Source organism: Halobacillus sp. B23F22_1 (assembly GCF_043497005.1).
Taxonomy (GTDB): Bacteria; Bacillota; Bacilli; order Bacillales; family Halobacillaceae; genus Halobacillus_A.
Map to the genome: position 1 here is coordinate 51,541 of NZ_JBIEKE010000006.1, position 12,349 is coordinate 63,889.

General features: G+C 40.7%; 10 protein-coding genes, 1 rRNA gene and 1 other annotated feature (1 of these 12 cut by a window edge). All 11 genes read right to left on the bottom strand.

The features are described 5' to 3' along the window. Nucleotides 1-16: a binding site (T-box leader), on the bottom strand; it reaches 195 nt to the left of the window's first position. A 44-nt stretch (nt 17-60) separates the two neighbouring features. Then, nucleotides 61-1,530: a glutamate--tRNA ligase gene (gltX, locus tag ACGTNH_RS20715; protein ID WP_394588981.1), complete on the bottom strand. Its 1,470-nt coding sequence runs from the start codon at nt 1,528-1,530 to the stop codon at nt 61-63. Between the two features lie 66 nt (nt 1,531-1,596). After that, nucleotides 1,597-2,769, bottom strand: coding sequence for a bifunctional 2-C-methyl-D-erythritol 4-phosphate cytidylyltransferase/2-C-methyl-D-erythritol 2,4-cyclodiphosphate synthase (locus ACGTNH_RS20720; protein ID WP_394588982.1), 1,173 nt, complete (start codon nt 2,767-2,769; stop codon nt 1,597-1,599). An 84-nt stretch (nt 2,770-2,853) separates the two neighbouring features. Then, nucleotides 2,854-3,948 carry a PIN/TRAM domain-containing protein gene (locus tag ACGTNH_RS20725; protein WP_394588984.1) on the bottom strand — a complete coding sequence of 365 codons (1,095 nt, stop codon included), beginning with the start codon at nt 3,946-3,948 and terminating at the stop codon, nt 2,854-2,856. 134 nt (nt 3,949-4,082) lie between these two features. Next, complete coding sequence (disA, locus tag ACGTNH_RS20730; protein ID WP_394588985.1) at nt 4,083-5,156, bottom strand: DNA integrity scanning diadenylate cyclase DisA; 1,074 nt, start codon at nt 5,154-5,156, stop codon at nt 4,083-4,085. After that, nucleotides 5,156-6,529: a DNA repair protein RadA gene (gene radA / locus ACGTNH_RS20735; protein ID WP_394588986.1), complete on the bottom strand. Its 1,374-nt coding sequence runs from the start codon at nt 6,527-6,529 to the stop codon at nt 5,156-5,158. The genes disA and radA overlap by 1 nt, the downstream gene beginning before the upstream one ends. Nucleotides 6,530-6,705: 176 nt before the next feature. Then, on the bottom strand, nt 6,706-9,159 hold the full coding sequence (gene clpC, locus ACGTNH_RS20740) for an ATP-dependent protease ATP-binding subunit ClpC (protein WP_394588987.1): 2,454 nt from the start codon (nt 9,157-9,159) through the stop codon (nt 6,706-6,708). Between the two features lie 20 nt (nt 9,160-9,179). Further along, nucleotides 9,180-10,250 carry a protein-arginine kinase McsB gene (gene mcsB / locus ACGTNH_RS20745; RefSeq protein ID WP_394588988.1) on the bottom strand — a complete coding sequence of 357 codons (1,071 nt, stop codon included), beginning with the start codon at nt 10,248-10,250 and terminating at the stop codon, nt 9,180-9,182. Continuing rightward, complete coding sequence (gene mcsA, locus ACGTNH_RS20750; RefSeq protein WP_394588989.1) at nt 10,250-10,798, bottom strand: protein-arginine kinase activator protein McsA; 549 nt, start codon at nt 10,796-10,798, stop codon at nt 10,250-10,252. Before mcsA ends, mcsB begins: the two co-directional genes overlap by 1 nt. A gap of 20 nt (nt 10,799-10,818) precedes the next feature. Then, nucleotides 10,819-11,283 (bottom strand): CtsR family transcriptional regulator, encoded by a 465-nt coding sequence (locus ACGTNH_RS20755; protein WP_394588990.1) that lies wholly within the window; start codon nt 11,281-11,283, stop codon nt 10,819-10,821. A 163-nt stretch (nt 11,284-11,446) separates the two neighbouring features. Beyond that, complete coding sequence (locus tag ACGTNH_RS20760; RefSeq protein ID WP_444875035.1) at nt 11,447-12,139, bottom strand: MgtC/SapB family protein; 693 nt, start codon at nt 12,137-12,139, stop codon at nt 11,447-11,449. Between the two features lie 92 nt (nt 12,140-12,231). Beyond that, nucleotides 12,232-12,345, bottom strand: a 5S ribosomal RNA gene (rrf, locus tag ACGTNH_RS20765). Nucleotides 12,346-12,349 lie beyond the last annotated feature (4 nt).

Genomic DNA, 12,349 nt, shown 5'->3' on the forward strand with positions numbered 1-12,349 from the left:
TCATCTACGTTCCATATGGGTACCTTTACTATATGTGAAAAGTTGCATTTTGTGAACAGATTAGTCTTGAATTTGTTTTAAAGCATCATTCAATCGAATCGTAACGGTCTCAAGACCAAGTAAACGAATCGCATTCGGCAATTCCGGCCCATGAGTCTGACCTGTAGTTGCTACTCGAATGGGCATAAATAATTTTTTACCTTTATGTCCCGTTTCTTTTTGAGTCGCCTTTATTTGGGCTTTAATATTCTCAGGTGTCCACTCATCTAATTCAGCAAGTTTTCCTTTAAACGCTTCTAGTACCTCTGGAACCTGCTCACCTTTAAGAACATCTAAAGCGTCTTCATCATACTGAATTTCTTTTTTAAAAAAGAGATCCGTCAGTTCAACAATTTCCGCACCATAGCTCATTTGCTCATGATAAAGCGAAATTAACTCATGCGTCCACTCCCGGGCTTCTTCACTCATTTCTTCACTTACACGCCCTGCTTCAATTAAGTGAGGGAGAGCAAGATCCACGACACGCTCCAAGCTTGAAGCTTTAATATACTGGTTGTTCATCCATTTCAGTTTAGCTGGATCAAAGATGGCTGGGGATGTAGACAGCCGCTCCGCGTCGAAAATCTCAATCAGCTTATCCTGAGTGAAGATTTCTTCTTCTCCCACGGGAGACCAGCCAAGTAATGTAATAAAGTTAAACAATGCTTCCGGCAAATATCCTAGATTCTTATATTGTTCAATGAATTGCAGGATATGCTCATCACGTTTACTCAGCTTTTTACGATTTTCATTAAGGATTAACGTCATGTGACCGAATTTAGGAGCTTCCCAGTCAAATGCCTCGTAAACCATCAATTGTTTAGGAGTATTCGAAATGTGTTCTTCTCCGCGCAAAACGTGAGAAATTCCCATTAAATGATCATCGATAGCTACAGCGAAGTTATAAGTAGGCGTACCATTCTTCTTAACGATCACCCAGTCTCCAAAATCGCTGGATTCAAAAGAAATCTTGTCTCTGACGATATCGTTAAATTCATAGGTGTAATGTTTAGGAACGCGGATACGGATACTCGGTTCTCTTCCTTCTGCCTCAAACTCTTTGATTTGTTCGTCTGTTAAATCACTATGAGCACCAGAATATTTTGGAGCTTCTCCACGGTTGATCTGAGCTTCACGTTCCGCTTCAAGCTCGTCCTCCGTCATATAACACTTATAAGCCAAATCTCTTTCCAGCAGTTCATCTACATATTTATTATAAATATCTAAACGCTCCATTTGCCGGTAAGGACCGTATTCTCCTCCAACATCCGCTCCTTCATCCCATTCAATACCGAGCCATTTCAGGTAATTCAGCTGACTTTCTTCTCCTCCAGCTACATTCCTCTTCGCATCTGTATCTTCCACGCGGATGATGAACTTTCCTCCAGCGTTTCTTGCATATAAATAATTGAATAGAGCCGTACGAGCATTCCCTATATGAAGGTTGCCTGTAGGACTTGGCGCATAGCGCACACGTACTTCGTTACTCATATTGTGAACTCCTTTCAGATCCGTATCATTTTATTTATTTTATCATTGTTTACTGTCTATTGTTGACTATTTTTGCAGAAGAACGACAGCCTGGGCGGCCATCCCTTCTTTTCTGCCTGTAAAACCAAGCTTTTCCGTTGTCGTCGCTTTAACGTTAATACGCTCCGTATCACTATTTAAAAGTGCGGCTATATTTCTTTGAATCTCCTCGACATAAGGAGCCATTTTAGGAGTTTGAGCGATCACCGTGCAGTCGATATTGCCCAGCGCGTACCCTTGATCCGTGACGAACTTCCACACTTGCTGCAAAAGCTTACCTGAATCCGCATCTTTAAAGGCATCGTCGGTATCGGGAAAATGTCTGCCTATATCTCCTTCGCCAATCGCCCCCAGACACGCATCTGCTATTGTATGAAGCAAAACATCAGCATCAGAATGACCTAATAGTCCTTTATCATGTGGGATTTCAACGCCGCCCACTATACACTTACGGCCTTCAGCAAACTGATGAACATCAAATCCTTGTCCAATACGAATCATAGTATCCTTCACGACCTTTCCTTTCTGAGCAGCATAAGATTTAGCTTTTACTAAATCCTCAGGTGTAGTCAACTTCATATTGTCATAACTTCCTTCAACTACATTTACCTCTTCTCCAAGACGTTCTACAAGAGACGCATCATCTGTCCCATAATAGTTTTGGGATTTTGCTTCTTCATGAGCTTTAAGAATTAAAGGGTACTGGAATCCTTGAGGAGTCTGGGCTGCCCAAAGAGAATGGCGGTCTAGTGTAATGAGTTGATCCTTTTGCTTCTGTTTAATAGTATCCGTTACAGGTACGGCCAGCAGACCTGCTCTTCTTTCAGTTACCACCTCAGCAAGCTGGTGAAGATGCTCCCGCTTAACAAAAGGGCGAGCTCCGTCGTGGATAAATACGGGCTGAATCGATTGCTTGACAGCCCGCAGCCCTTCATAAACACTATCTTGTCGTTCAGCTCCGCCATTGACCAAGGTCATACGATCATTCAGTTGATGTTGGCGAAGGAGCTCCTCCATTTGAGCATTTTCTTGTTTATTCGTAACCAGCACAATTTCATTGCACCAGGCGTCTTGCACGAATACAGTTAAGGTATGTATGATAAGCGGCAGATCATTGATCATCAAGAATTGTTTATTTTGTCCTGCATGCATCCGTTTTCCTTGTCCGGCTGCTAATACGACAGCTGTATAATTTATCATTGTAACCACCTTAAATAAAGTGAAACAACAAAAGCGATAACACGCAGTTATCACTTTTGCTAATCTCTATTTGTTATACCGTTTTTATAAGGCTTTTTCAAGTGATTTTGGTCTTGCAAAAATCATTCGTCCTGCTGAAGTTTGCAATACACTCGTAACAACCACTTCAATTGTTTTGCCGATATATTCTTTGCCTTCTTCCACAACAATCATCGTACCATCGTCTAAATAGCCGATTCCTTGCTTTTGTTCCTTGCCGTCTTTAATCACTTGAATTGTCATTTCTTCCCCAGGAAGAACGACTGGTTTCACCGCATTGGCTAAATCATTAATGTTTAAAACTTGAACATTTTGGAACTCACATACTTTATTTAAATTAAAGTCGTTCGTCACAACGATTCCATCCATAACTTTCGCAAGTTTTACCAGCTTACTGTCTACTTCTTGAATCTCTTCAAAATCCCCATCGTAAATTTCAACTTTAACCGGGAGATCTTTCTGTAAACGATTTAAGATGTCCAACCCACGACGGCCACGGTTTCGCTTTAATCCATCCGACGAATCTGCAATATGCTGAAGTTCCTCTAGCACAAACTGAGGAATAACAATTGTACCTTCTAAAAAATGAGTTTCACAAATATCAGCAATTCTTCCATCAATAATGACGCTCGTATCTAAAATCTTCTCTTTCGGAATTAAGGATCGATCTACTGATTCAGAAAGACCTTCTTCCTCTAAGCTTTTCTTGTCTTTCTTAGCGAATAAATTTAAAAATTCATCTTTTCGCTTAAATCCGACTTGAAAACCGAAATAACCAAGTAAGAATGTGATAAATATAGGCAGAATCTGGCTGACTACTTTAATCTCAATATCCTGGAGTAGATTATTCACTAGATAGGCAATGATCAGACCTACGATTAAGCCTAAGCTTCCAAACAATAGATCCGCAACCGGGGCTCGAACGAGGGTGTCCTCCACCCACCTGAGAAAATCAACAATGTAATCTACTACCCAAAAAGTTAATAAAAATAGTATAAGTGCTCCGACAATTGCCCCTACTCCGGATTGGATCCACCCTTGCCAGGATACATCCATGATTGAAAAAAGTTCCGGCATATACAGATAACCGACTGTTCCTCCGGTTATAACTATAAATAATTGAACGATACGTTTAAGCACTTTTTTCACCTCCTTATTTTCCATTATGACCAACCTCAAGGTCTATTAATCGCAGACGTTGAAATGTTGTTTAATAAACTAGCATAAATGACATTATTTTTCAATTTACAGAAAAATATTCCATTTCATTTTCGTTATAAGTGACGATCTACGAATAATTGCTCTTGTATTCTTTCTAATCCTTCACCAATTTTCTTGGCTCTTACTTCACCCACCCCGTCAACTTCTACAAGCTCTTTTACAGATGCTTGAACGACGTCATTTAATGTTCCAAACCGTTCAACTAAGTGCTCAATAATTAAAGCCGGCAGCCGGGGGATTCGGTGCATTACTCGATAACCCCTTGGGTGGATAGGATCAGACAATTTCGTGCCCGAAGAATAACCTAACAATTTTAAAACTTGATCATCAGATAAAAGTTCGGTACCCGCATGTTCTTGCATTTTTCTTAAAATGTAATACGGTTCATAATCAGGTCTTTTACTATAATCACGCAATAAAAGAGAAGCTTCTTCTTCAATGTTGGAGACGAGCTCTGTTAACTGTAATTGAATGAGCCGCCCTTCTGTCCCCAGTTCATTTACGTAATTCAAAATCTCCGTTTTTATCCTTAGTACCATCTCTACGCGATGCACAACTTGAATAACTTCAGAGAAGGAAACCATATCTTCAAATTCCATCGCTCCAAGATTAGTAATACTTTGATCAAGCACAATTTTATATTTTTCAAGCGTTTGTATGGCTTGATTAGCTTTCGTTAAAATAACGCCAATATCTTTCAATGAATAACGAATCGACCCTTTATACAAGGTGATTACATTTCGCCGTTGTGAAATGGCGATGATTAAGTGACCCGTTTGTTTCGCTACACGCTCTGCTGTCCGGTGGCGCATCCCTGTCTCTGTCGATAAAATATCAGGATCCGGCATCAGCTGAGCATTGGCGTAAAGGATTTCTGTACCTTCATCATTTAAAATTAAAGCACCATCCATTTTAGCTAATTCATATAAATGAGCCGGCGTAAACTCAGATTGTATGGGAAAACCCCCATCCACTAACTCCTGAATTTCTTTTCCATAACCTATCACAATCAATCCGCCTGTTTTAGCCCGTAATACGTTATCAATACCATCACGGAGGGGCGTCCCCGGAGCCACAAATTTCAGCATTTCTCCGATAGAATTTTCCTTATGATCATGCCCTTCCATTATCGATCCCCCAATGTTACTTGCATAGCTTCCTGCACTGTACGGACTCCTACCACTTGAATCGAATCAGGAGGTGTCCAGCCATCAAGGTTCTTCTGTGGGATAATGACCCTTTTAAATCCGAGCTTAGCTGCTTCTTGTACCCGCTGTTCTATTCTTGCTACACGCCTGACTTCGCCTGTTAATCCGACTTCACCGACGACTACATCATTTCCGTTTGAGACTTGATCTCTAAAGCTTGAAGCTATACTAATTGCCACTGCTAAGTCTATGGCAGGTTCATCCAGCTTTACCCCGCCGGCAACTTTTATATAAGCATCCTGGTTTTGAAGAAGAAGACCTGCACGCTTTTCAAGTACGGCCATTAATAACGGAACCCGGCTGTTATCCAACCCTGTGGCCATTCGTCGAGGATTCCCAAAAGAAGTCGGTGAGATTAAAGCCTGGATCTCCACTAGTACTGGCCGTGTGCCTTCCATAGAAGCCACTACAATTGATCCTGCTGCTCCTTGAGACCGTTCCTCCAGAAAGATTTCAGAAGGGTTGAGAACCTCTTCTAAACCTTTCTCTTTCATTTCAAAGATCCCCATCTCGTGTGTGCTGCCGAAACGGTTTTTTACACTGCGGAGAATGCGAAATGTATGATGTCTTTCACCTTCAAAATAAAGTACGGAATCTACCATATGTTCAAGTAAACGCGGGCCGGCAATCGACCCTTCTTTTGTCACGTGACCTACTATAAAAATAGGAATGCCTTTACTCTTGGCAATCCTCATTAATTGACTCGTACACTCACGTACTTGAGAGACGCTTCCTGGTGCTGAAGTTACATCTTCTTTGAAAATGGTTTGTATAGAATCAATGATGACCAATTTTGGGTCAATTTCTTCAATCTGCGTTAACACATCCTGTAAATTGGTTTCAGAAAGAACGTATAACTCATCAGATTGAATGCCCAGTCTCTCAGCACGAAGCTTTGTCTGCCTTGAAGATTCTTCTCCTGAGATATATAGAACGGGTAACGATTTATTTGCTACTTGTGCAGAAACTTGCAAGAGTAATGTTGATTTCCCGATACCCGGATCTCCTCCGATTAAAACCAGAGAGCCCGGCACAATGCCGCCTCCAAGCACACGGTTTAACTCTGGCATATCTGTTTCCATACGCGGTTCTTTTTCTGATTTTATCGCCGTTATTTTCTCTGGTTTGGCAGCTCCTGATGAATTGGTTTGGAAAACATGTCGTGACCCGCCTGTAATGGACGCTTCTTCAACTAGCGTATTCCACTGATGGCAACCCGGACACTTTCCCATCCATTTAGGAGATTCATATCCACATTCCTGACAAACAAATTTTGTTTTTCTTTTTGCCAAGGTTACCTCTCCTCTACCTCATTATATACGATATGGTTTGTGAAAAAGTTTCATGATGATATCAATTGCATTAAAATTGTCTTACTACGTAAAGAATATCTAAATCGGAAAAAAATCGGAAGGCAAACACCTTCCGATTTTAAACATTTCATATTTTATTCATATTTGACCTTAAATTATGCTTCTTGTTGAGTGTGAACAGTAAATTCTTTATTATCATTAAGATCGATTTTCACTTTTTGACCTTTTTGAATATTTTCCTTCAACAGCTCTTCAGAGAGCAGGTCTTCTACGTTTTTCTGTATTGAGCGGCGAAGAGGACGTGCTCCGTATTCTGGATCAAAGCCTTCCTCAGCAATGTGTTCAATTGCTTTTTCAGTCAGCGTAAAGTCAATTTCTTGTTCAAGCAGACGTTTCCTTAACTGCTCTGCCATAAGTGTAACGATGTGCTTCATATGCTTTCTTTCTAAAGAATGGAAAACAATGGTTTCATCGATACGGTTTAAGAATTCTGGACGGAACGCTTTCTTCAGTTCATCCGTTACTTTAGACTTCATGTCTTTGTAATTCTGATCGGCTTCATCCATTGAGAATCCAACGTATTTATTCTGTTTCAATTCACTTGCTCCAACGTTGGAAGTCATGATGAGCACAGTATTACGGAAATCCACTACGCGCCCTTTCGAATCTGTTAACCGTCCGTCCTCAAGCACTTGAAGTAAAATATTAAATACTTCTGGATGTGCTTTTTCGATTTCATCAAGCAGGATGACAGAATAAGGTTTGTTACGAACTTTTTCTGTTAGCTGTCCGCCTTCATCATATCCTACATAACCTGGAGGTGAACCAACAAGTCGAGACGTGCTGTGTTTCTCCATGTACTCGGACATATCGATACGAATCATTGCATCTTCTTCGCCGAACATGCTTTCGGCAAGAGCACGCGCTAATTCTGTTTTACCTACACCAGTCGGCCCAAGGAAGATAAAGGAACCAATCGGGCGTTTAGGGTCTTTTAAACCAGCACGAGCACGGCGAATGGCTTTAGAAATAGCTTTAACAGCTTCCTGTTGACCGATGATGCGGTTGTGCAAAGTATCTTCTAAGTGAAGCAGACGTTCACTTTCTTCAGTTGTCATTTTAGAGACAGGGACACCCGTCCACGTGGAAACGATGGAAGCAATGTCTTCTACAGTTACTTCAGAATCCTCTTGACCTTGCTTTTCTTTCCATTCATCCTTCGTTTTATCTAATTCATCGCGCAGACGCTGTTCGCTGTCTCTCAGGGAAGCTGCTTTCTCAAATTCCTGACTTTGAACCGCTGCGTCTTTCTCTTTTCGTACTTCTTCAAGCTTTTGCTCAAGCTCTTTTAGATTTGGCGGTGCAGTATAAGAACGAAGACGTACTTTCGATGCTGCTTCGTCAATTAAATCGATAGCCTTATCCGGCAAGAATCGATCCGTAATATAACGATCGGAGAACCGTACTGCTGACTCAATAGAATCGTCAGTAATCGTTACACGGTGGTGAGCTTCATAACGATCACGCAAACCTTTTAAGATTTGAACGGATTCATCAAGGGTTGGCTCATCCACTTGAATCGGCTGGAAACGGCGCTCTAAAGCTGCATCCTTTTCAATATATTTCTTATACTCATCTAATGTTGTGGCACCAATACACTGCAATTCACCACGGGCCAGCGATGGTTTAAGAATGTTCGAAGCGTCAATGGCACCTTCAGCGCCGCCTGCTCCGATTAAAGTATGCAATTCATCAATAAATAAAATGATGTTGTTAGCCTGCCGGATTTCCTCCATCACTTTTTTTAAGCGGTCTTCGAATTCACCACGGTATTTCGTACCGGCTACCACTGTACCCATATCTAATGTCATAACTCGTTTATCACGTAGAATTTCAGGGACCTCATTATTCATAATCTGCTGGGCAAGCCCTTCAGCAATAGCTGTTTTACCTACCCCCGGCTCCCCTACTAACACGGGATTGTTTTTCGTACGACGGCTTAATACTTGAATCACACGTTGAATTTCCTTACTTCGTCCAATAACCGGGTCAATATTACCTTCTTTAGCAATGGCCGTTAAATCTCGAGCCAGAGAATCCAGTGTCGGCGTATTGGCATTAGCAGCTTGTGCACCTGAACTTCCGCCGCGTCGATTTTGCCCGCCAGTAGATTCATTATTCCCAAGCAGCTGAAGCACTTGTTGTCGAGCTTTATTTAAGCTTACTCCAAGGTTGTTAAGAACGCGGGCTGCCACTCCTTCACCCTCCCGGATCAACCCGAGAAGAATGTGTTCAGTACCTACGTAAGAATGGCCCAGCTTACGAGCTTCATCCATAGATAACTCGATAACCTTCTTCGCACGCGGTGTGTAGTGAATTGTTTGAGAAACTTTTTCACCTTTCCCAATTAAGTTCTCAACCTCTTGCTGGATTTTACTAGATTCAAGACCTAACGCGGTCAGTGCTTTAGCTGCGATTCCTTCTCCTTCACTAACTAAACCTAATAAAATATGCTCTGTTCCAATATTGTTATGACCTAAGCGTACAGCTTCTTCTTGAGCTAATGCTAATACCTTCTGTGCTCTTTCTGTAAATCGTCCAAACATCATGGACATGACCTCCTAACGATTTATTCTTGTTTTTCTAATTGAAGTCTTTCACGAATTAGTGATGCTCTTCGCACATCCCGCTCAGAGGGGGATAAAGATTCTGCTGCGTATTGTTGTAAAAAACCTGGTTGAGTAAGGACCATCAGTTCGTTTAAAATGTTTTTTTGGATATGATCGATGAACCCTAAGTCAATTCCGAGTCGGAGATCAGATAAACATTTAGCTGCCTCTTTAGACTCTATGATTCGACTGTGCTTCAAAACACCATAGGATCGAAAAACTCTATCTTCAAGCTGAACTCCTGAGCGATGCAGTAAAGTTTGACGCGCTTTACGTTCCTGATCGATCAGCTGGCTAACCACACTATGCAGATCCTCTACAATATCTTCTTCAGATTTCCCTAACGTAATTTGATTTGATATTTGAAAAATATTCCCTAAAGCTTCGCTGCCTTCTCCGTAAATTCCGCGGACCACTAAACCAAGCTGGTTGATAGCCGGCGTCATTCGGTTGATCTGATGTGTCATGGCCAAAGCTGGTAAATGCATCATAACCGAGGCTCTCATCCCTGTTCCAACATTTGTGGGACAGGCTGTTAAATACCCTCTATTTTCATCAAAGGCGTAATCCACTTTTTCTTCCAGCCAGTCATCCAGTTGAGATGCCTGCTCTAACGCACGATCCAGTTGGAATCCTGGGAAGTATAATTGAATACGAATATGATCTTCTTCATTAATCATAATCGATACCTGTTCATTTTGGGAGATTAATGCAGCAGAATTTTTAGAATGATCAATAAGGTGAGGACTGATTAAATGCTTTTCCATCAGTACCCTTTTTTCAATCTGCTGTAACTCATTCATTTCTACTACTTCAAAACTCTCATAATCTCTAAATGATTGACCTTTATATTCTTGTTTAAAAAAATCGAGGATTTCTTTCATTCGTTCTTCTGAAGAGATTAAAGGAAAAGGATATTTCTGAAAGTTACGAGCCAGTCGAATTCGACTGCTCATTACAATATCACTATCCGGACCTTCTTCTTTCATCCAGGGGCTAATGGCTTCATTAATAAATTGCTCCAAAGACATTATTCTTCATCCCCCTTTCCGTGATGAAGCTGCTGCTCCAGCGAACGAATCTGATCTCTTATTTTTGCTGCTTCCTCAAACTCTTCTTGCTCTATGAGCCTCTGAAGTTCTGACTTATAATGATCCATTTGCCTTTTTACGTGCAAGTTTCCTCCTTCGCGCTTTGGAACCTTACCATTGTGTTTCGTGTTTCCACTATGGACACGGCGAAAGATAGGGTTTAAGCGTTCATCAAAGGTTTTATAGCAATCTGCACAGCCAAACTTTCCAATTTGTGCAAACTCTTGATAACTCAATCCACAAGTTGGACATTTCAATGTTTTTTTTGGCTGATAAGTCTTAGATGGTTGACCTTTAAAAGAAGGAGGTTGTTCATAATTGAATAGCCCTGATAATAAGTCATTTAACGTGAAATTTTCTTCACTTTCGTTCATATATCCTTTTTCTTTTGCACAGTATTCACATACATGAACTTCTGTTTTTTCACCGTTAATTACTTGAGTTAAATGAACCGTTGCAGGGCGTTTATGGCAACGTTGGCAATCCATAAAACCTTCTCCTTCCTTACCTAACTTTGATACTTTAAGGTAAATAACATAGCCGTCAGAATTCTTGAGCGAATTTCATCTCTCAGAGGAAGAGGGAAAGCAAGTACTTCTCGTTCCATAACACTTGCCATCATTCTAGCTTCACGTTCCGTAATGCTTTCATTTTCTTTTAATCGTTCTATAATATCCAATGCTACGGATTGTGATACCTCTGGCTGAATCAAGTTGACGATATCATCAATCATTTGTGATTCAGAACGATGCTGTACACGCCTTATGCGGATATAACCTCCGCCACCACGTTTACTTTCCACTATATAGCCCTTTTCCACAGTAAAACGAGTTTTAATCACGTAATTAATCTGTGAAGGTACACATTGAAATTGATCGGCAATCTCGCTGCGCTTAATTTCAATGGTGTGCTTTTGATTTTCATCTAAAATATTTTTCAGATACTCCTCAATGATGTCGGATATATTCCGCATTTTCCCTCCTCCTCTTTTGACTTTGACTATCTTTGACCTTAATTTCATTATACTAATTTTTATTACGTACGCAACTAAAATGTTTTGAACTACATGAGTAATCATTCCCTAAATTGGAAAAGGTTAAAACAAAAAAACTATACGAAATAAATCGTATAGTCGGTTATTTTCTGCGAGTGACCTGCACCACAGTATCAATATGAGAAAGTTTTTCTAATAAAGCAGCTTCGTCAACGGATTGCTTGCGTTCTAGGTGGATAAAAATCGTTTTACGCTGCGCAGGGGTATTCTCCACTTCAAAGCGTTGGAGGACAATGCCTTGATCATCAAAAACAGACATAATGTCACTGATTTTCACAAACTTTTCAGCAGTAATAACATAACTATTTTTAAAATAATGAGTGACATATTTCTTTTCTAAATTATTTAAAAAAACAAGACTTAATAATACGAGGGCAGTAGCTAGTAAAGCGATTCCATACATACCAGCGCCTACTACTAACCCCAAACCCGCCACTGTCCAAATCGAAGCAGCCGTGGTCAGGCCTCTGATCGTCATTCCATTTACAATAATTGTTCCTGCCCCTAAAAATCCTATACCACTGATCACATAAGATGGGATACGCGATGGATCAAAACGGATATTGTCATTTGCTTCTATGAAAGCTTCAAAACCATATAAAGATAACAACATCATTAAACAAGACCCTATCCCAACTAATATATGTGTGCGAAAACCAGCTGAGTGGTTTTTAAGCTCTCTTTCAAAGCCTATTAAACCTGATAATAATAAAGCAAAGCTTAAACGAATTAAGAAGATATCTAAGTCCTCAGTTAAAGTGTAGATTTGGTCCACCCTGGCACCTCCTAACTTGAAGAAAAGAATCAAAAAAGAATTTACCTTAATATATCAAAAAAACCGAAAGCATATGCTTTCGGTTTACGTTAACGTGGCAGCGTCCTACTCTCACGGGGGTAAACCCGACTACCATCGGCGCTGAAGAGCTTAACTGCTGTGTTCGGCATGGGAACAGGTGTGACCTCTTCGCTTTCGCCACCACATCGA

What these genes read in the sequence shown, in the direction of transcription:
- disA (WP_394588985.1), bottom strand. Translation starts at nt 5,156, where the DNA reads ATGGAAGGGCATGATCATAAGGAAAATTCTATCGGAGAAATGCTGAAA.
- ACGTNH_RS20720 (WP_394588982.1), bottom strand. Translation starts at nt 2,769, where the DNA reads ATGATAAATTATACAGCTGTCGTATTAGCAGCCGGACAAGGAAAACGG.
- gltX (WP_394588981.1), bottom strand. Translation starts at nt 1,530, where the DNA reads ATGAGTAACGAAGTACGTGTGCGCTATGCGCCAAGTCCTACAGGCAAC.
- mcsA (WP_394588989.1), bottom strand. Translation starts at nt 10,798, where the DNA reads ATGGATTGCCAACGTTGCCATAAACGCCCTGCAACGGTTCATTTAACT.
- mcsB (WP_394588988.1), bottom strand. Translation starts at nt 10,250, where the DNA reads ATGTCTTTGGAGCAATTTATTAATGAAGCCATTAGCCCCTGGATGAAA.
- ACGTNH_RS20755 (WP_394588990.1), bottom strand. Translation starts at nt 11,283, where the DNA reads ATGCGGAATATATCCGACATCATTGAGGAGTATCTGAAAAATATTTTA.
- clpC (WP_394588987.1), bottom strand. Translation starts at nt 9,159, where the DNA reads ATGATGTTTGGACGATTTACAGAAAGAGCACAGAAGGTATTAGCATTA.